At 69.9% G+C, this 18547-nt stretch carries 18 protein-coding genes; 10 read left to right on the top strand and 8 right to left on the bottom strand.

Going from position 1 to position 18547, the window contains the following annotated elements:
- Window positions 1-74: 74 nt before the first annotated feature.
- The 6 genes from DMC61_RS21790 to DMC61_RS41185 all read right to left on the bottom strand — a co-directional run bounded on the left by DMC61_RS21790 (window position 75) and on the right by DMC61_RS41185 (window position 7257).
- On the bottom strand, window positions 75-1076 hold the full coding sequence (locus tag DMC61_RS21790; protein ID WP_199750059.1) for a helix-turn-helix transcriptional regulator: 1002 nt from the start codon (window positions 1074-1076) through the stop codon (window positions 75-77).
- The gene (locus DMC61_RS21785) at window positions 1066-2304 is read right to left on the bottom strand and encodes an MFS transporter (RefSeq protein WP_125690860.1); all 1239 of its coding nucleotides are present in this window, start codon (window positions 2302-2304) and stop codon (window positions 1066-1068) included. Before DMC61_RS21785 ends, DMC61_RS21790 begins: the two co-directional genes overlap by 11 nt.
- Window positions 2301-4022, bottom strand: a complete 1722-nt coding sequence (locus tag DMC61_RS21780) for a condensation domain-containing protein (protein ID WP_125690859.1) — start codon at window positions 4020-4022, stop codon at window positions 2301-2303. The genes DMC61_RS21785 and DMC61_RS21780 overlap by 4 nt, the downstream gene beginning before the upstream one ends.
- On the bottom strand, window positions 4019-4813 hold the full coding sequence (locus DMC61_RS21775; RefSeq protein WP_125690858.1) for a protein phosphatase 2C domain-containing protein: 795 nt from the start codon (window positions 4811-4813) through the stop codon (window positions 4019-4021). Before DMC61_RS21775 ends, DMC61_RS21780 begins: the two co-directional genes overlap by 4 nt.
- A complete protein-coding gene (locus DMC61_RS21770; protein ID WP_125690857.1) occupies window positions 4810-6513 on the bottom strand; it encodes an NAD(P)-dependent oxidoreductase in 1704 nt (567 codons plus the stop codon). The genes DMC61_RS21775 and DMC61_RS21770 overlap by 4 nt, the downstream gene beginning before the upstream one ends.
- A 186-nt stretch (window positions 6514-6699) precedes the next feature.
- Entirely contained in the window at window positions 6700-7257 is a 558-nt protein-coding gene (locus tag DMC61_RS41185) for a LuxR family transcriptional regulator (protein WP_158634125.1), read from the bottom strand.
- Window positions 7258-7509: 252 nt separating this feature from the next.
- On the opposite strand from DMC61_RS41185, the gene DMC61_RS21760 reads away from it, so the two are divergent.
- Window positions 7510-10725 carry a BTAD domain-containing putative transcriptional regulator gene (locus tag DMC61_RS21760; RefSeq protein WP_125690855.1) on the top strand — a complete coding sequence of 1072 codons (3216 nt, stop codon included), beginning with the start codon at window positions 7510-7512 and terminating at the stop codon, window positions 10723-10725.
- Window positions 10726-10727: 2 nt separating this feature from the next.
- Here DMC61_RS21760 and DMC61_RS21755 read toward each other — a convergent pair whose 3' ends face one another.
- Window positions 10728-11093, bottom strand: a complete 366-nt coding sequence (locus DMC61_RS21755; protein ID WP_125690854.1) for a holo-ACP synthase — start codon at window positions 11091-11093, stop codon at window positions 10728-10730.
- A 415-nt stretch (window positions 11094-11508) separates the two neighbouring features.
- On the opposite strand from DMC61_RS21755, the gene DMC61_RS21750 reads away from it, so the two are divergent.
- From DMC61_RS21750 to DMC61_RS21710, 9 genes are read left to right on the top strand one after another with little or no spacing between them, the layout of a single operon-like run.
- The gene (locus DMC61_RS21750) at window positions 11509-12393 is read left to right on the top strand and encodes a diiron oxygenase (RefSeq protein ID WP_125690853.1); all 885 of its coding nucleotides are present in this window, start codon (window positions 11509-11511) and stop codon (window positions 12391-12393) included.
- Complete coding sequence (locus DMC61_RS21745; protein WP_125690852.1) at window positions 12390-13232, top strand: hypothetical protein; 843 nt, start codon at window positions 12390-12392, stop codon at window positions 13230-13232. Before DMC61_RS21750 ends, DMC61_RS21745 begins: the two co-directional genes overlap by 4 nt.
- A 2-nt stretch (window positions 13233-13234) precedes the next feature.
- Window positions 13235-13618, top strand: a complete 384-nt coding sequence (locus tag DMC61_RS21740) for a holo-ACP synthase (RefSeq protein WP_043848072.1) — start codon at window positions 13235-13237, stop codon at window positions 13616-13618.
- Window positions 13619-13646: 28 nt separating this feature from the next.
- Window positions 13647-13895 carry a phosphopantetheine-binding protein gene (locus tag DMC61_RS21735; protein WP_016333663.1) on the top strand — a complete coding sequence of 83 codons (249 nt, stop codon included), beginning with the start codon at window positions 13647-13649 and terminating at the stop codon, window positions 13893-13895.
- Window positions 13895-14719 carry an SAM-dependent methyltransferase gene (locus tag DMC61_RS21730; RefSeq protein ID WP_125690851.1) on the top strand — a complete coding sequence of 275 codons (825 nt, stop codon included), beginning with the start codon at window positions 13895-13897 and terminating at the stop codon, window positions 14717-14719. Before DMC61_RS21735 ends, DMC61_RS21730 begins: the two co-directional genes overlap by 1 nt.
- Window positions 14719-15678, top strand: coding sequence for a 3-oxoacyl-ACP synthase III family protein (locus tag DMC61_RS21725; protein ID WP_199750058.1), 960 nt, complete (start codon window positions 14719-14721; stop codon window positions 15676-15678). Before DMC61_RS21730 ends, DMC61_RS21725 begins: the two co-directional genes overlap by 1 nt.
- Window positions 15675-15944 carry an acyl carrier protein gene (locus DMC61_RS21720; RefSeq protein WP_016333666.1) on the top strand — a complete coding sequence of 90 codons (270 nt, stop codon included), beginning with the start codon at window positions 15675-15677 and terminating at the stop codon, window positions 15942-15944. The genes DMC61_RS21725 and DMC61_RS21720 overlap by 4 nt, the downstream gene beginning before the upstream one ends.
- Window positions 15941-16735 (top strand): hypothetical protein, encoded by a 795-nt coding sequence (locus tag DMC61_RS21715; RefSeq protein ID WP_125690850.1) that lies wholly within the window; start codon window positions 15941-15943, stop codon window positions 16733-16735. Before DMC61_RS21720 ends, DMC61_RS21715 begins: the two co-directional genes overlap by 4 nt.
- 4 nt (window positions 16736-16739) lie before the next feature.
- Window positions 16740-17126 (top strand): holo-ACP synthase, encoded by a 387-nt coding sequence (locus DMC61_RS21710; protein WP_125690849.1) that lies wholly within the window; start codon window positions 16740-16742, stop codon window positions 17124-17126.
- 12 nt (window positions 17127-17138) lie between these two features.
- On the opposite strand, the gene DMC61_RS21705 is transcribed toward DMC61_RS21710, so the two are convergent.
- Entirely contained in the window at window positions 17139-18527 is a 1389-nt protein-coding gene (locus DMC61_RS21705; protein WP_199750057.1) for an acyl-CoA synthetase, read from the bottom strand.
- Between the last annotated feature and the right edge of the window lie 20 nt (window positions 18528-18547).

Below are 18547 nucleotides of genomic sequence, written 5' to 3'. Positions count from 1 at the left end.
GTATCGCCAGTTCAGACTCACGTCGCATAGGCGTCCCTCCCGTCTGAAGCTGGCGAAGAACGTCTAGCGGGGCACTAGTGGGGATGTGTACGAGAGGCGGTGGCGACCAGACCGGCCCGCGCGGCGGCGACGCCCGCCTGGAACCGGCTCTCCGCGGCGAGTTCCTGCATCATCGCCGAGATATGCCTGCGCAACGTCCGTTCGGACAGGCCGACCCGGCGCGCGATCACCTCGTCCTTGAGGCCGGCGGCGAGCAGGTCCAGCACCCGGGACTTGACGACGTCGAGGGTGCCGTCGTAACCGGCCCGGCCGGGATCGAAATCGGTGCCGGATTCCCAGCCCCGGTCGTGCGTCCCGGCGAGGAACTGCGCGATCACCGGCCCGTGCACCATCGCGACGGCCTGGTCGCCCTCGAGTCCCGCCCGGAGGAACGCGACCTCGCGGTCGAACACGGCGAATCGGTCGAAAATCTCGTCCGAGGTCCGCACCCGGCCGCCGAGGGAGGCGACGTTGCACAGGAACGACCGGGTCGCCGCGTCCGCGCGGGCCGCGTGCGGATACAGCACCCGGACGCGGATCCCGCGCCGCAGCGCGTCCAGGACGAGCGGCCGCAGATGCCGCGCTTCGGGCGGCTCGTGCGCCACGCAGGACTGCATCATCAGCACCTCGGATTTGCAGCCGTTCGCCGTTTCGACGAGCCGCAACTCGGTTTCGCGCGGATCACGCGAGATCTGGATCGGGGAGTGGCGCGGGTTCGCCCGTTCCGCGCGACCGAAGGCGTCGGCGAACGAGTGCAGTTGCCGCCGCCGGGCCAGCAGCAGGCTGCGCTGGTCGTGGATCGCCCGTTCCAGCGGCAGCAGCAGTTCGGTCCGCGCGCAGTCGGGACTGACCGCGACGACCTCGCCGTCCCGGGTCTCCCGGATCAGCCGCAGCCGCCGCAGGAGGCCGAACGCGCGGTCCACCTCGGCCACCGGGACATCGAGCCGGGCCGCGATGTCCGCGGGACCGTCGCCGTCGAGGATCCGTTCGTAGACCTCGACGGCGAACTCGTCGGCCTCGATCCGGTCACTCGGCACTTCGCAGATCCCTGATCGAGCGGACCGCGAGCAGCAGCCCGGTACAGACGAGCCCGAGCACGGTCGCGAGGATCATCAGCGGCCGTGCGCCGAAAAGGCCCGCCATCGGACCGGCGAGCGACCTGCCCAGCACCAGCGCGAGCAGCGACCCCGAGACGTCGTAGGCGTAGACCCGGTTCAGGAGCTCAGCGGGGATCTGGGTCTGGACCGTGGTGGACCACAGCACACCCCAGTAGGCGAGGCCGAAACCGGCCAGCGTCCAGCCGGCGATGAGGAAGGCGACCGGAAGTCCCACCGCGGGAGTGATCGGGTACAGCGCGAACAACGCCCAGCCGATCGCCCCGGACAGCAGCGGACGGCTCGGGCGGACGCGCATGGCGACCGCGCCGCCCGCGACCCCGCCCGCGCCGAAGGCGGCCATCCCGATGCCCAGTGCGGTCGAACCGTAGTCCGAGACGACCAGGTCCGCACCGACCGGCAGGGACACGCCCGCCACGAAACAGCCGTACACCAGGTGGATAGCGATCACACCCCAGAGCCAGCCACGGGCGGCGAATTCCCGCCAGCCTTCCACCAGTTGACGCCAGAACGACGGTTCACTGTCCTCAGTGGACTTCACCGGCGTGAGCCGCAGGGCGAACAGGCAGACGGCGCTGATCCCGTACGTCGCGGCGTAGATGCCGAACACGGTCCCGGTGCCGGCGACGGCGACCAGCACACCGGCGAGCGCCGGGCCGAGCACGCCCGAGATCGCCTCGGAGATCCGCAGGATGCCGTTCGCGCCCTGGACGTCCTCCGCGACCTGAGGGACCATGCTCGCCACCCCGGGCTGGAACAACGCGGTGGCGGCACCGCTGAGGAACTGCAGGACGACGACCGTCGGCAGCGACGGCGTCCCGACGGCGAAGGCGACCGCCATCCCGCCCTGGACGACCAGCCGGACGAGGTCCGCGATGATCATCATCCGGCGCGGCGTGAACCGGTCCGCGAGCACACCGCCGAACAGCATGAACAGCGCGAGCGCGCCCATCCACGCGCCGAGGGCGTAGCCGACGCCGTCGATCCCGTGACCCGCCGCCAGCACGGCGATCGAAAGTGCGACGGGCAGCATCGCGTCGCCCAGCATCGACCCGCTGCGCGCGGTGAGGTAGAGCTTGAAGTTGCCGGACCAGAGCCGTCCGGCGGCCGGTTTTCCCTCACCGGTCAGGGTTTCCGTGTCGTGACTCATACCGGCAGCTCCCGCCCGCTCGAAGAGTCGATGGCCGTGGCGGTCCAGGCGCCCGGATCCAGCGGATCGGCGGGAGGTTCGGCGCAGATCACGTAGTGGTGCGGTGCCAGCGCGGTCGGCCGTCCCGGCAGCGCGGCCAGTACTCCGGCGTGCAGGTCCGCGGGCGTCGCCGGGCCGGTCAGGTGACACACCAGCCGGTGACCCAGGACGTCGTCGGGTTCCGCGGTCACCAGATGCGGCCGGTCACCGAGGACGTCGGAGACCAGTTCCCGGACGGCGTCGAGCTCGACCCAGCACGAGTCCGAGAGGTACCAGCCTTCCCCGCGTTCGATGGGCGCGAGCGTGGTGAGTGAATGGAGTTCCTTCAACGGAAGATCCGCCTCGGCCGCCGCACGCAGCAACGCCAGGAGACCGCGGCCGAACTCGGTCACCTCGGAGGTGCCGAGACAGCCGGGGTCGACCCACAGCGTCAGATCCAGTTCCGTGTCGAGGCGGTACAGGCAGCCGAAGAAGCGGGTCGGGATGTCCTCCTGCGGCAGCAATTCCAGCGTGCCACCGATTTCGGGGTCGTCTTCGACGTCCGGTCCGCCCGGCAGCCACACCGACGGCAGCCTGCCGTAGGCGGCGCGAGGCGGCTCGCCGACGGCGGCGTCGCCCAGCGCGCTCATGTCGTTGAACACGAGGTCCCTGGCGAAGGAGAAGCCCCGTTCGTGGGTGACGCGGGTGATCACCTCCCAGATCGCGTCGGCTTCGAACCAGCTGTGCCGGTACGCGGGCACCGAAGCGGCGCGGACGGCGTGGACCAGTTCGTCGAACGTCTCCGGGATGCTGACCGGGAGTAGCGCGTCCTGCGCCATCGAACCGAAGAAGCGGCGCAACTGCTTGAGCACCCGGTTGCCGGACAAGGACGTCGTCACGCAGGTGGATTGCGCGGTCCAGTGCGCGATCAGCGCGTTGAGCGCGGCGAGGGCGATGGCGGAGGGGCTCGCGCTGGTCCGCTCGGCGATCGCCGCGATATGGCCCATCGCGGCCCGTGAACGGACTCGCAGCCCGGGCCGGAGGAAGCCGGTTCCGGTGGCGGGGATGGGGAACATCGCCTGCGGAACCGTCCGCAGCTTGCTTTCCCAGTAGCGCGTCGCCGCTTGGCCCAGCCGCTGCACCGCGGGCGTCTTCTCGAGTTCGACGACGTCGAGAGGTTGCGGCGAGTCGTCCTCGGGAAGCTCGCGCCCGGCGGCCAGCTCGGTCCATTCGCCGAGGAGGAGTTCGCAGGTGGCGACGTCCATCGCGGCGTGGCTCACCACCCAGACGAGCCGGCGCGGGACGGCGTCTTCGGTCACCACGGCGAGCCGCAGCGGCAGGTCCGCGGTGAGATCGAAGACCCGGGATCGCAGGGCGCGCGCGGTGGCCTCGGCCGTCCGGAGGACGTCGCCGTCGCTCTCGACGACCTCGACCTCCACCTCGCCTTCCGCGAGCACGTGCTGGAGCGTCCGGTCGCCGAACGAGTACGTCGTCCGCAGCGACTCGTGGCGTTCGAGCAGCACCCGGATCCAGGTGCCGACCTGGTCCACCGGCGCACCGGGCACGTCGAACACCATCGCGAGGTTGAGCCGCGTCGGATCGTCGTCGAGCGTGATGGCGCGGACGATGTTCGCGTGGCCGAACGCCAGCGGACCGGAGCGCGCCGTCTTGCCGGTGTAACGGACCTGGAACCTGCTCATTTCGTCACCTCGTGGGTCGGGCGGGTCAGGGGAGCGGCGGTGGTCTCGAACCGGCAGAACGCGACGGTCGCGTCGTCGTGGTGTTTCCCGGCGAAGTGGCCCGGCGCGGTACGGAGTTCGGCGCGGCGGGTCTCGTGGACGACGGCGACCTGGCCGTCGAGCTCGGCGACGTCGAGCAGCCGGCGCCAGGTCCACCCGTAGCGTTCGACGAGCCGGTACGCGCCGTCGGTGAGGAGCGCGGCGCGCCGCAGTTGCGAGAGTTCCACGGTGCCGGTGCGGGCCTGGGCGGCGGCGGCCGGATCGCTGCCCGCGACCCAGAACCCGCCGGGCGCGTTGCGCAAGGGCCGGACCTCCTGCCAGGACAGGTGCAGCAGCCGGTCGATCCGGTCGTCGATGACGGCCTCGACGGTGCCGTCGAGCCGTTCGAGCACCACCGCCGAATCGCTGAGCACCAGGTAGTCGGCGAATCCGTCCCGTTCGCGCAGGATCGCCACGGTCGCGGTCGGGCCGCAGGGGTTGCCGAGATCGCAGGTGCCGGAATGGGCGTAGCGCACCGACTCGATGGCCGCGCGGAGGACGTCGCGCAGGTCTTCGGCGGGACGTTCGACGAGGAGCCGGTCCAGCGCGGTGCCGAGCCTCGCCACCAGCCAGCGGACGTCGTGCACGCAGCCGGTCTCGGCACCCGGTTCCGCCGTCGCGCCGTCGATGACCAGCGCGTGACACCGGCCCGAAAGCACCAGATCCTCGTTGACCAGGCCGTCACCCGGCTGGGAGAGACGATCGACTTTCATGCTTCTTCCTTTTCGTAGGCGAGCCACTGGGCGAGTGCGCGAATGCCTTGATCGAGTTCCGTCGCCGGTTCGTCGGCGACGAGGTGCGGGGCGGAAGGGCCGTGCGGCGACGACGGCCAGCTGACCGGAACCCGCCGGACGGTCCGGGCGACCGCGTCGGCCAGGTCCCGGCTGGTCAGCGGGGACGGCGTCGCGACGGTCCGCCGCGGCGCGGGCTGATGCAGCAGGTGGTGCACGGCGAGCGCGATGTCCCGGATGTAGGCGGGCCGGTGGGTCGCCTCCGCCGGGACGTCGGCCTGGATCGGTTGTGCCAGCAGGGCTTGCCGGGTGAACGTCTCCAGGACCGAGTAGCCCTCGATCCCGGGCCCGTACGGCGAACCGGTCCGCAGGACGCTGGTGCCCGGCGTGGCGGCGGGGACGGGCGCGCCGGGAGGACAGACCTGAACCACGTGCCGCGCCGTCACGGGCGGAAGCGGGGAACCGGGTTCGGCGACGTGTACCACGGCGTCGACGTCCGGCCCGTCGCTTCCGGCCACGACCTCGTAACCGCGATCGGCCAGATGACGCGCGATCTCCCGGCCGAGCGGGCGGTGAGTGGTGGTGACGAGGACGCGTTCCCGCCGGGGCGCGGGCGAACGTCGTGCCCGGGCACCGGCCTCGTGGCCGAGCCGGGCCAGTTCGGACATGGCGGGCCGCAGCGTCCGGAGCGTGGAAGCGCCGACGCTGGTGCACACCCCGCCCGCGCCGATCGTGCCCAGCGCGAGGGAGCCGACCCGGTCGAGCCGGCGGCGGGTCCCGAGTGCGCCGAGGAGGTAGGCCGTGGTCCAGAGGCCTTCGACGGCTTCTTCGTCGAGATGCCGTTCCAGTTCGGCGAGAGCGCCGAACACCGACCCGGTGACTTCGAGCCGTTGTTTCTGGCAGGCGTCGAAATCCCAGCCCGCCCGGCCGAAGTACCGCTCGGCGTCGATGGTCGTGCGTCTTCCGCCGTCACGGACGACGCATTGGGCGATCCCGTGCTTGAAGAACGGGATGACATCGGGATCGAGCGGGCCCGCGCCGAGTGACCAGTCGTCGCCGGGCGGGGCGGCGAAACACGCCGACCGCCGCGAGCCGTGGGAGTCGTTGCGGAGGACGCTGGGTTCGTCCGCGTGCTCGACGAGATTCGGCGCGACCAGGAGCACCGGCACCCCGGCCGCGCGCAGGTACCGGGACATGACGACGTCGTCGGGCCAGGTCGAGCCGTGCGCCTCGGCGAAATCCGCGAAACCTGCCGCGATCTCCGCGGGCAGGGCCAGCGCGACGGTCGGGGTGTACTCGTGGGTCGCGGTGACCCACCGCTTCCCGGCCAGAGCGGCGATCCGCACGGCGGCGCCGTTGCGGGAGTTCCAGTTGGTGTAGAAGGCGATCGCGGCGTCGGGCGCGGCCGCGACGGCGGCCCGGGCGTGGTCGAAGAAGCCGTCGGCGGTGACGGCGTCGTCCTGGAGGACCAGGTGGTGGGTCGTGCCTTCGGCGATCGCGGACCAGGCCCGGATCGCGGTACGCAGGGCGGTCGGCGGTCCGGCGGGCTCCGGATCGGAAACCGGTCGCAGCGCCCCGGCGTGCCCGGCGGCCAGCAGGCGGCCGGTGCGTCCCGGCCGCCGAGGATGGGTCATGACGGCACCGGTGAGCACTATGTCGTGGCAGGGAGTCGGAGTGGTCACGTGGCTGGTCCAATCAGGACGAGAATGCGAGACGATCCGGAACGGAATCTAGGTCGGTCCCGGCGGATGCCACCAGAATTTGGCCGAAAGCGGACTCGGCGAGCGGGGAAAGCGACCTCGATCGGCGGCGCCGGTAATGATCAATCCACAATGGACGCAGAATGCGGCCGGTACCGGACAACCGCTTCAGTCGGGTGCGCCGGCGGGCAGCCACCCGCATTCCGCCGCCCGGAACCCGAGTTCGAACCGGCTTCTCGCGCCGACGCGGGCCATGAGGACGTTCACGTACCGCCGAACGGTCCTCGCGGATACGCCCAGCCGGTTCGCGACCGCTTCATCGGTCATCCCGTCGACCAGGCAGCGCAGAATCGCCTGTTCGAACTCGTCCGGCCGAGCGGACGTCAGCTCCCAGGGCGTGGCCTCCTCCCAGCGAGGGTCGAAGGCGTCGGCGAGGGCGCTGATCAACGTCGGCGTGGTCACCATGAGCAAGCTTCCGGCGTCGTCGCCACCCGAAGGGACCAGTGCCAGTCTGCGGTCTATCAAAAGGGATTCTTCGATCGCCCGATCGGTGACCTTGACCCGGAGCCCGTGCCGCACCGCCTCGATGAGTTCGCCGCGCGTGTGCTCCGCCGGTGCCGTGCACAGCAGCCGCACCCGGACGTGCCGCGGGAAGGCGCCGCGGCGCGCGGCCTCGGTGACGGTGCCGCCGAACCACGGCGAACCGCCCGTCGCGGTGGTCAGCACTTCCCGTCTCGCGGTGGAAACCAGATCGAGTACGGTCGACAGCCTCGTTCCATCGGTCGGGTTCGGAGCGGATGACGCAGACACTGACCTAGCCCCCAGGCGTGTTCGTCCTACACGGTCGCACTTTGTTTTCCCGCCGGTTGAATTCTTGTTCCGAAGCATGCGGAGAGCCGGTATAAATTTGGTATGGACCACCAACCGGAAAGATCGTGAACGCTTCGCGATTATTCCGGCGAGGTGAGTGGGGGTCATATGGAGTTCACGATTCTCGGGCCGCTCGGTGTCCGCGACGGAAATGCCGAACTCGACCTGGGCGCGCCGAAAGTCCGTCGTCTGCTGGCGCTGCTGCTGCATCGCGCGGGCGAGGTGGTCCCGGTGAGCGCGCTGGTCGACGGCCTGTGGGCGGGCCGCCCGCCCCGTACCGCGGTGAAGAACCTCCAGCTCTACGTCCTCCAGCTCCGCCGCGCGCTGGCGGATCCGGATCGGGTGGTGCACCGCAGACCCGGTTATCTGCTGGTGGTGAATCCCGGCGAACTGGACGTGCGGCGGTTCGAGGAGCTCGCCGACCAGGCGCGCACGGCACACGAGAGGCGGAACGCGGTCGTCGCCGGAAGTCTCGCGCGGCAGGCGCTCGCGGTCTGGCAGGGCCCTCCGTTCGGCGGGCTGGCCGACAGCAGTGCCGCGCTCCAGGTCGAGGCGGACCGGCTGCAGGAACGACGGCTGGTCGTGCTGGAGCAACGCATCGACGCGGATCTGACCCTCGGCAGGCACGCGGACGTCGTCGCCGAGCTCACCGAGCTGGTCTGGGAACATCCGCTGCGGGAACGTTTCCAGGCTCAGCTCATGCTCGCGCTCTACCGGTCACGGCGCCAGGCCGAAGCGCTCAAGGTCTATCGCCGGGCACGTGCCCTGTTCACCGGCGAGCTCGGGCTCGAACCGGGTGCGGAGCTGACCGACCTCGCCCAGGCCATCCTGCGCACCGATCCGGCGCTGGACCTGCCCGCCGCCGGACAGCCGGTTTCCGCCGGGCCGAGGCAGCTGCCCGCCGCGGTGCCGACGTTCACCGGCCGCACCGTGCAGCTGCGCCGGATCGACGCCCTGGTCGCCGGCGGCGCACCGGTGGTGGTCGTCAGCGGCACCGCGGGGGTGGGCAAGACCGCGCTGGTACTGCAATGGGCACACGGCGCGCTCGACCGGTTCCCCGACGGCCAGCTCTACCTGAATCTGCACGGCTGCGCGCGGTCGGCCACGGTGACCGCGGCCGAAGCGCTGGTCCGGCTCGTGCGCTCGCTGGGTGTCCCGCCCGACCGGATACCGGTGGACCCCGACGAACTGGCCGCGCTCTACCGGTCCGAGCTCGCGGGCAAACGGATACTCGTGGTGCTCGACAACGCGGGCACGGCCGATCAGGTGCGGCCGCTGCTGCCCGGCCGTCCCGGCAGTCTCGTCGTGGTGACCGGCAGGCAGGAACTGCCGGGGCTCGTCGTCCTGCACGACGCCGGTGCCGTCCGGCTCGATTTGCTGACCGAAGAGGAGGGGCTCAAGCTGCTCGCCAGGCTCGTCGGCGCGCAGCGGGTCAAGGAGGAACGGCGGGCGGCGGCGACGCTGGTCCGGTTGTGCGCCGGGCTGCCGCTCGCGTTGCGGATCGCGGCCGCGGACATCGGTATCGGCCGGGACCGGCCGATCGGCGCCGTGGTCGACGGGTTGCGGGCCGACCGGCTGGACCGGCTCGGGATCGACGGCGACCCCTCGACCGCGGTCCGCGCCGCGTTCGAGCTCTCGTACCGGCGGCTCGGTCCGGCCGCCCAGGGCTTGTTCCGGTTGCTCGGCGTGGTCCAGGTGCCGGATTTCACCGCACGGTCGATAGCCGTGCTCGCCGGGGACACGTCCGACGCGCTCGCCGAACTGGAGCGTGCTCATCTCGTGGCCCGGGGCGCCGACGGCCGGTACCAGTGCCACGACCTGCTCCGGCTGTACGCGACCGAACGCGCGCGGGCCGAGGACGACGCGGCCGGACGCGACGCGGCCAGGCTCCGGCTTTTCGGCTGGTACCTCGCGACGGTGACCGCCGCGGTCACGCGGATCACGCCGCAGATCCTCCGGCTTCGTGAAGGAGCCGAATTCGGCGAGACCGACGTCGTCTTCGAGGACGACGCCGAGGCGCTGGAGTGGCTCGAAGCGGAACGTGCCTGCCTCATGGCCATCGTCCACGACGCCGCCGCGCAGGGCCCGCACCGGGTCGTCTGGTTACTGGCGGACGCCCTTCGCGGCTTCTTCTGGCTCAGAAGGCATTCCGTGGACTGGATCACCGTCGCGAAGGCCGGGCTCGCCGCCGCGGTCGCGGACGGTGAACCGCGCGGCCGCATCGCCGCCCGGCAAAGCCTCGCGCAGGTGTACCGCGGGCTGGGCGACTACGCGGCCGCCGTCACGCACTACACCAGGGCGCTGGAGCTGGCGACCAGCGAACGGTGGCCGGAAGCGGAAGCCGCCGCGCGCGGCAATCTCGCCGGAGTCCACTGGGAGCTCGGGGCGCTCGACGAGGCCGTCGCCGAACTCGATCGCGCGATCGAACTGAACAGCCGGATGGGCTGGGAAGCGGGACTTTCGGCCAATCTGCACAACATCGGGACCCTGCTGCGCGAGCTGGGCAAGCCGCAGGAAGCCATCCAGCGGCTGGCCCAGGCCCTTTCCCTGATCGAACGCAACGCCAATCGCGACGGCGCCGCGCATGTGTACACCACGCTCGGCGAGGTCTATCTCGACCTCGGCAGGCTGACCGACGCACGCGAGTCGCTGTCGAAGGGTGTTTCCCTGCACCGGGAGAACGGCGCTCGTTACGGCGAGGCCACCGCTCTCTGTTCACTGGCGGCGTTGTGCGCCGAGACCGGGGACTTCACCGAAGCGGCCGAGCACGCCGAGGCGATGCTGGAACTGGCCCGGGAGACAGGTGATCGCCGGGCGGAGGCGAACGCGCTCGCGGCACTGGCCGAACTCGGCGGCCGGGCCGAGTTGCCGGTGGCTCCCGAGGTCCTGGCCGGACAGGCGGTCGAACTCGCGCACAAGATCCACTACACCCGCGCGGAGATCGTCAGCCTGCTGGCGCTGGCCGAGGTGTGTCGTCGTGGCGGGCGGCTCGACGACGCCGTCACGCATGCGGGCGCGGCCGCGGAACTGGCCGCACGGCGGGACTTCCGGCTCCTCGCGGCCCGGGCGCAGACGGTGCTGGCCACCACCCGGCGGGACCGCGGCGACCGGAAACAGGCGGCCGAATGCGCCGAGCGGGCGCTGACCCTGCATCGCCGCACCGGCAACCGCATCGGCGAGGGACACGCGCTCGCCGTCCTCGGCGAAGTCACCGCGAAACGGGATCCCGGCGCCGGGCAAGGACTTCTGCGGAAGGCGCACGACATCCTCGCCGACTGCGGTTCGGTCGAACGATTCCGGGTGGCGAACCTGCTCGCGACCTGAATTCAGGCCGTCCCCAGCGCGACCGCGATCACGAGCCCCCGCTCACAGGAAATGGAGACGTCGACCCGATCGATGCCCAGCGCGCGGGCACGTTCGGCCGCCACGCCGCGCAACTCCACCGATGTCGCGCGCTCTCCGGACCGCCGGATCACGATCTGCGCGGGCGGGACCGAACCGGACAGGCAGGTCCTGAGCATCTTCAGCACCGCCTCCTTCGCGGCGAACCGGCAAGCGAGACAGATGCTGCCCGCCGTCGCGAGTTCGTCGATTTCCTCCTGGGAGAAAAGGAACTTCAGGAACCAGCCGCGCCGCGCGAGCAGGTCGAGTTCGGCCACGCGCAGCGCGTCCACTCCGACGAGCGTGGTCATACGTTCCCGGTCCCTTCGCAGGCGATTCGTGTTTCTCTTGAGCGGTAAGTCAAAGGTCGCGTGGTCGCGGGCGGGTCGGTGGTGGGATGAAGGCTCCCTTCGCCGCGTCTGATGCGGTGAAGGGAGCCTTCAGCCCGGCCACTCACTCGCGCCGACCGCCACGCGGCCGGCGCCCGTGTTGCGAAAGCCACTTTCCCAACGTTCAACGTTGCGAAAGTGGCTTTCGCAACACGCCACCTTTGCCCAGCCCCCACTCACGACGCCCCGCGTCCTCGCCATGCGACCATCCTAGGTCGCCACCGCACCGGCGAACCAGGGTGCTGTCCGGTGTCGGCCAGACCGCTTGCGGACGTTGAATCGCGCGGATTCCTTGCCGTAGCGTCGAATCGAGTCCGGAAGAACGGAGGAGACCTTCGTGGCCAGTGACATCAGCGACATCATCGACGCGGACGAACGGTTTCGCGGCTTGCTCGATCGCCTCTCGTCGAAGTCGATCGACGACTATTACAACCCCTATCAGATGTTCGAGTGGCCGGACAGCCTGCCCGAACGGATGTGGTGGATGAGCCCCGAGCTCACCACCACATACGGCACCGAGTTCGCCACGACACTGAGCGAAGACCAGCTCTTCGCCCTGTCGCGGTTCGAAAGCATCAACTTCTACAGCCTCAACGTGCACGGGATCCGCGAGCTGCTCATCGAGGTCGTCGCGCGGATCCACACGGTGGGCTTCGAGACGCCGTCGGAGTTCTTCCACCACTTCATCGGCGAAGAGAACGAGCACATGTGGTTCTTCGCCGAGTTCTGCCTGCGCTACGGCAAGAAGATCTATCGCGCACCGGGGGCCGGCGTCACCATCCCGCCCGCGTCTTCGTCCAAAGTGGAGAGTCTGCTGGTGTTCGCGAGGATCCTGATCTTCGAGGAACTGGTGGACCACTACAACTCGCTGATGGCGCGGGACGAACGCCTGCACGAGACGATCCGCGCGATCAACCGCATCCACCATCAGGACGAATCGCGGCATATCGCGTTCGGCCGGGAGCTGGTGGAGCATCTCTACAGCGACCTCAAGAAGACGGCGACCGAAGAGGAGCTCGCCGAGGTTTCGGCCTATCTCCGGCGGTATCTCACCTACAGTTTCGAGTCGCTGTACAACCCGCAGGTCTATCGCGACGCCGGTATCGAGAACCCGCTGGAACTCCGGCGTGCGCTGCTCGACGCGCCCACCCGGCCTGCCACCGAGCAACAGGTGTTCCGCAAGACCTTGAAGTACCTGGAGCGAACGGGGATCCTCCGATGACCCGCACCACCGGAGTGGACGGCGCCGAAGCGCTGGCGATCCTCGGTCCCGACGAGACCGCCCTCGTCCAGGAACTCGACCGGATCTTCCTCGGCTGGGCAGGCGCCGCCGGGGCGCGGGAGATCAGCCCGCCGCCGCTGTACCCGGTCACCGACCTGGAGAAGTTCGACGTCTACGCGAACTTCCCGCATCTGGCGTTCGTGGCCGGCCCGCTGGATCTGGCCGACCGGGAGGGAAAGCCGGTCGACGGGCGGTTCGCCGGCGGCGATCTGCAGGACGGCCGTTACGGTCTGCCGCACGCGACCTGTTACGGGGCTTACCTTTTCTACGAGGGCACGAAGGTGTCCGAGACGGAGATCGTCACGCTCGTGAACCGCTGTTTCCGCAGCGAAGACCACTACAGCGGATTGCGGCGGCTGGCGAGTTTCCAGATGCGCGAGATCGTCGCGCTCGGCTCGTTCGAACACACCCAGGAGGTCGTTTCCCGCTTCACCGAACGGATTCTGGCGTTCTCCGGCGAACTCGGCCTCGGCCTGGAGAAGGAGGCCGCGATCGATCCGTTCTTCAAGAACGACGGCGCCCGCGCGCTCCTGCAGAAGCTGAGCCCGGTCAAATACGAGTTCCAGCACGGCACCCTCGCGATCGCCTCGGTCAACACCCATCGGAACTTCTTCGGCGAACGGTGCGACATCCGCTTCGGTGACGGCAAGGAGTTCGCCTACACCAGTTGTGTGGCGTTCGGCCTGGAGCGCTGGCTCGCCGTGCTGACCGAGGTCCACCACGGCGATCTCCCGGCGGCGCTGGCGGCCGTCCGAGCGGCGGCGGGCCGGGCCGGGTGACCATGCCCGCGAGACGGATCGGCATCGACGTCGTCCCGCTCAGCCGGGTGCGCGAGCTCGTCGCCCAGGACGCGGAATCCGCGTTGCGGCGCATGCTCTCCGCCGCCGAACTGCTGAGCTCGTCCACTCCGGACGGTCCGGACCTGGCCGGTATAGCGGGACGCCTTGCCGCCAAGGAGGCGGTGTTCAAACTCTTCCACGTCGGTGGGCAGCCCGTGCCCTGGCTGTCGACCGAAGTGCTCAAGAGCGACGGCGGCTGGCCGGTGGTCCGGCTCACCGGCCGCGCCGCGCGGCTGGCCAGGGAAGCCGGGCTCGGCGAGATCGAAATCAGCATCACCCACGACGACGCGTACGCCATCGCGGTCGCGGTGTCCGCCGCGGACTGAGAAGGAACCAACCTCGAAGGAGAAAGACATGCCCGCCCCCGGTATCGAAAAGGTCAGTGACTGGATCCTCGGCAAGCACCCGGAACGCACCGAGCTGGCGTTCGACGAGGACCTGATCGAAAGCCGCTTGGTCGACTCGCTGTCGTTCGTCGAACTGGTCTACGTGATCGAGGACGCGAGCGGCGTCGAGGTCGACTTCGACAACATCGACATCGCGGACTTCAAAACCCTGTCGGCCATCGAGAAGGCGTTCTTCGCCGGAGCGGGAGTCAGCTGATGCACGCCGTTTCCTATACCGCGCAGTGGATGGCGGCGGCCCGCTCGCTCGAATCCGAGCGCGAGGACGCGTTGTACGTCGACCCGCTGGCGAGCGCCCTCGCCGCGCCGGACGGGTTCCGGCTGATCGAGCGCTACGCCGGTGGCGGGCTGCTGCCGTTCATCAGCATCCGGACCAGGTTCCTCGACGACGCGATCGGCGAGCTGCGGTCGGATCCCTCCATCCGCCAGGTCGTGCTGATCGCGGCGGGGATGGACACCAGGGCGTTCCGGCTGGACTGGCCCGAGGACACCGTCGTCTTCGAGGTCGACCACGAGCCACTGCTGGTGGAGAAGCAGCGCCGGCTGACCGAACTGGGCGCCGAGCCGCGGGTCGACCGCCGGTGCGTACCCGCCGACCTGACCCGTGAATGGCTGCCGGAACTGGAGAAGGCGGGCTTCGACCCCACCCGCCCGACGTTGTGGGTGGCCGAGGCGCTGACCTTCTTCTTGACCGAGGAGCAGGCGGGCGGTCTGCTGGAGACGCTGGGTTCGGTGTCGGCGCCGGGAAGCAGGCTGGCGCTGGACATCCTCGGCCGTGCCCTGCTGCGCAGCCCGTTCTCGAAGCCGTTCCTCGACCGGCTGGCCGACGACGGGACACCGTGGATCTTCGGCACCGACGAGCCGGCGGACTTCCTGCTGGCCCACGGCTGGAAGGTCGACGAGATCAAGGAACCCGGCCAGCCCGGCACGGGCGAGGGCCGCTGGCCGTACGAGGTACAGCCACCGGAACGCCGCGGCGCCAACCGGCTCTGGCTGTTGCAGGCCGAGTACTTGGAGGGCTGATGGGCGCGACCACACTGGAACGCGTCGAATCGTTCGTACCCGAGCGCAGCGTCCGCATCGAGGAACTCGGCGAGCACCTCGGGCTGCGCCGGGCGGAACTCGGCGTGTTCCGGAAGTTCTACGGCCTCGACACCCTCCGGTTCGATCCCGGGATGGACCTGTTCGACCTGCTGTTGCCCGCCGCGAAGCGGGTGCTGGCGGCGTTGCCCGCCGGCCGCAGGATCGACAGGCTGGTGTTCGCGCATACGACCCAGGCGCTCGCCCCGGCCGACGTCGAGATCGCCCAGGAGCTCGCGCGGCGGCTGGGACTGGTGGACGTCGAGGCGTTCGCGTTGTCCCACCAGGCGTGTGTCAGCAGTCTGGGTGCCATCGACGTGGCGGCCGAGCTGCTGCGGGCCGAGGGCGAGACCGGCGGTTACGCGCTGATGGTGACCGGCGAGCGGGCGTTCTCGCCGATCGTGCAGCTGATCCCCAACACCGCGATCATGGCGGACGCGGCCTCGGCGTGCCTGCTGACGGTGGACGGCGACGGCGACGTCGTGCATTCGTTCGTCACGAAGACACTGGGGCAGTACGCGGAATGGCTGGCGCTGACCCCGGAGCAGAACACCGAATTCGGCGAGCTCTACGGGCCGCGACTGGCCGAGGTCATCCTGGAGGCGGTGGCCGAGGCGGGATGCGGGTTCGACGACATCGATCTGGTGATCCCGCACAACGTCAACGCCCTCGCCTGGCGGCAGACGGTGAAGGCGCTGGAGGCGCCGTCGGAGAAGTTCTTCCTGGAGAACATCCCCAAACTCAGCCATTGCTTCTCGTCGGACGTGTTCCTGAACTACACGACCTTGCGGGAGAACGGCAGGCTCGTCGACGGCGCGCGCTACGTGCTCGTGACGGTCGGTCTCGGTGCGACGTTCGGCGCCATGGTGATCAGCCATCGGACGCGGGGGAGCGGGACGTGACGGCCCGCGACGAGGTGGTGGCGGCGATCGGGGCCGCGCTCGGGGACGTCCTGGAACGGGAGATCACCGGGCTGACCGAGGACACACGGCTGTTCGACGACCTGCGGCTGGACTCGTCGAAGGTCTTGGAACTGCTGATGCTGGTGGAGATGGCCGTCGACATCACGGTGGATCCGGACGACCTCGACATCGATCGCCTTCGGACCGTCCGTTCGTTCGCCGACTACGTCGAATCCAGGCAGGCCATCGGGGAAGGAGTGTCATGAGCGGTGAACCGACCCTGCGCGGCACGAGCGCGGTGATCTCACCGCCGGGGCCCGGCTATCGGGAGGACGCGGCGGTCTCGAGGTTCCTCGCGGATCTCGTCGAACCGTTCGGGTCCAAAGTGGACGAAGAACGCTGGCAACGCGGCGCGCACGTCTCGCACAAGGCGCTGACCGACCGGTTGCTGGAAGCCGAGGGGGTGCGTGCGAGTCGCCCGCAGCTGATCATCGTGACGCACGCCCTGCCCGACGTCCTCCCGTTCACCGCCGTGGCGCCGTATCTCGCCGACCGGCTCGACGCCACGGCGACCACGTTCTCCTTGGCACAGCAGGGTTTGGCCGCGCCTTTCACGGCCTTGCGCATCGTGGCGGCGTATCAGCGGTCGGGACGGTGCGACGAGGCGGTCGTCGCGGTACTGGAGCAGACGACGCTCCCGACCCCGCATCCGCTCGTCGATGACGGCGGGCTGGTCGACTCGGGTGCGGCGCTGGTCCTCGGCACCGGACCGGGGCCACGGCTGGCGTCGGTGTCGTCCGGCGGGACGGTGGGGGAGTTGCTCGAACCCCATCGGGAGCCCGGCACGCTCGTGGTCCTCGGCCCGTGGGTGACGGAAACCGTCGAGGCGGAGGACGTCCACCGGGTCGCGCCGGGCTCGTACTGCACCAGTGTGTGGCTGGCCCTGGCGGGAAACTGGCCGGCGTGGCAGGAGACGTACCGGAAGGTCGTGCTCTGCGACACCGACCCGGTGAGCGGTCGCAGTCACGCCGCGGTCTTCACCTTCCCGGCCGGGTAGCCCGATGCGGATCGGGGCCGACCTGCTGTACGTCGGCGAACTGGACCGGCTGCTGGCACGGCCGTGGTTCCGTGCCTACGTCTACGCCGAGTCCGAACTCGCCACCACGGCCGGGTTCGGCCCCGATCGATGCCGGGAGTTCCTGGCGGGCCGGTTCGCCGCGAAGGAAGCCGTCGCGAAGGCGATCGGCACCGGTTTCGCCGGCGGCGTCACGCCGCGCCAGATCGCCGTCGAACGAGCCGATTCCGGAGCGGCCCTGGTGATGCTGACCGGCGCGGCGGCCGTGAGAGCCGCCGCGCTCGGCGTCGTGGACGTACAGGTCTCGATCACGCACAAGGCGGATTTGGTCCTGGCGGTCGCGCTCGCGGTGCTCACTCGAAGACGTGCGTGAACTGTCGCAGTGCTACCGCGGGCGTAGCCGCTGTTTGACCACTTTGCCCATCTGGTTGCGCGGCAGTTCGTCGAGGAATACGACCTCGCGTGGCCGTTTGTGCCGGGACAGCCGGTGGGCGACGTGATCGATGAGGACTTGGCCGTCACGATCGGGACTGATCACGAAGGCGATGATCTTCTGGCCGAGGTCGGGGTCCGGGACTCCGACCACCGCGACGTCGACGACCGAGGGGTGGTCCATCAGTGCCGCCTCGATCTCGCCTGCCCCGATGCGGTACCCGCCCGACTTGATCAGGTCGGTGGACTCGCGTCCGACGATCCGGTGGAAGCCACCGGGATCGCGTACGGCAAGGTCGCCGGTACGGAACCAGCCGTCATCGGTCCAGGCTTCCGCGGTGGCGTCCGGCCGGCCGAGGTAGCCGCTGAACAGCATCGGGCCTCGGACCTGGAGCGCGCCGACGGTCCGGCCGTCGTCCGGGACCGGGCCCGCGTCGTCCTCCGAAGGTGACATCAAACGAGTCTCGGCACCGGGAATCGGTAGTCCGACCCAGCCGGCGCGCCGTTCTCCGGAGGCCTGCGCGCTCACCGTGATCATGGTTTCGGTCATGCCGTAACGCTCGACCGGCGACTGCCCGGTCAGTTCCGCGATGGCTTCGAACAAGGGGGACGGCAAGGGCGCGCTCCCGGATACCAGCAGCCGGGCCTTGCGCAGGGCGTGCGCCGACCCAGGATCCTGTGCTATCCGGTTCCACACGGTCGGGACGCCGAAGTACATGGTGCCGTCGGTGGCCGCGTACCGATCGGGTCGCGGGGCCACCGTGTGCACGACACGGGATCCTCGTCGCAGCGAGCCGAGCACACCCAGAACGAGGCCATGGACGTGGAACAGTGGCAGACCGTGTACGACGGTGTCGTCCGGAGTCCAGTCCCATGCGGCGAACAGGCCGTCCAGTCCGGCGGCGATCGCGGCGCCGGACAGCTGGACGCCCTTCGGCGCACCTGTCGTCCCGGAGGTGTAGACGAGCATCGCCGTTCGCTGAGGATCGACGGCTCGCGGCGCGATCGGGGTCCGGCCGGGAGTGATCGTCGGCAGTTCGACGCACTCCGGGAGGTCGCCCGACCAGGCCGTCGCACCCGAGTCGCGGATCATGTGGGACAGCTCCGCGGGACCGGAGTCCGGGGGAACCGGCACCACCGGTACACCGGCGAGCAGACAGCCGGTCACGGCGACGACCGTGTCCATCGTCGGCGTCGCCAGGACCGCGATCGGCCCCGTGTCGGGGATCGCGGCCGCGAACCGGCCTGCCCGATCGGCCAGCTCCGACCTCGACAGCACTTCGTCCCCGACGACGACGGCGCGCTCAAGGTCTTGTCCTGAAACGAGCGAGGTGAGTAACAACGGGATCTCCGGCTTCTTTT

It is taken from the genome of Amycolatopsis sp. WAC 04169 (assembly GCF_003947535.1).
GTDB classification, from domain to species: domain Bacteria; phylum Actinomycetota; class Actinomycetes; order Mycobacteriales; family Pseudonocardiaceae; genus Amycolatopsis; species Amycolatopsis keratiniphila.
The sequence above is the reverse complement of the archived record's forward strand: the minus strand, read 5'-3'. Positions and strand labels throughout refer to the sequence as shown.

Excerpts from the sequence above, each read along its gene's own strand:
- DMC61_RS21785 (WP_125690860.1), bottom strand. The coding sequence starts at position 2,304 with ATGAGTCACGACACGGAAACCCTGACCGGTGAGGGAAAACCGGCCGCC.
- DMC61_RS21780 (WP_125690859.1), bottom strand. The coding sequence starts at position 4,022 with ATGAGCAGGTTCCAGGTCCGTTACACCGGCAAGACGGCGCGCTCCGGT.
- DMC61_RS21775 (WP_125690858.1), bottom strand. The coding sequence starts at position 4,813 with ATGAAAGTCGATCGTCTCTCCCAGCCGGGTGACGGCCTGGTCAACGAG.
- DMC61_RS21760 (WP_125690855.1), top strand. The coding sequence starts at position 7,510 with ATGGAGTTCACGATTCTCGGGCCGCTCGGTGTCCGCGACGGAAATGCC.
- DMC61_RS21755 (WP_125690854.1), bottom strand. The coding sequence starts at position 11,093 with ATGACCACGCTCGTCGGAGTGGACGCGCTGCGCGTGGCCGAACTCGAC.
- DMC61_RS21745 (WP_125690852.1), top strand. The coding sequence starts at position 12,390 with ATGACCCGCACCACCGGAGTGGACGGCGCCGAAGCGCTGGCGATCCTC.
- DMC61_RS21740 (WP_043848072.1), top strand. The coding sequence starts at position 13,235 with ATGCCCGCGAGACGGATCGGCATCGACGTCGTCCCGCTCAGCCGGGTG.
- DMC61_RS21735 (WP_016333663.1), top strand. The coding sequence starts at position 13,647 with ATGCCCGCCCCCGGTATCGAAAAGGTCAGTGACTGGATCCTCGGCAAG.
- DMC61_RS21730 (WP_125690851.1), top strand. The coding sequence starts at position 13,895 with ATGCACGCCGTTTCCTATACCGCGCAGTGGATGGCGGCGGCCCGCTCG.
- DMC61_RS21725 (WP_199750058.1), top strand. The coding sequence starts at position 14,719 with ATGGGCGCGACCACACTGGAACGCGTCGAATCGTTCGTACCCGAGCGC.
- DMC61_RS21715 (WP_125690850.1), top strand. The coding sequence starts at position 15,941 with ATGAGCGGTGAACCGACCCTGCGCGGCACGAGCGCGGTGATCTCACCG.
- DMC61_RS21710 (WP_125690849.1), top strand. The coding sequence starts at position 16,740 with ATGCGGATCGGGGCCGACCTGCTGTACGTCGGCGAACTGGACCGGCTG.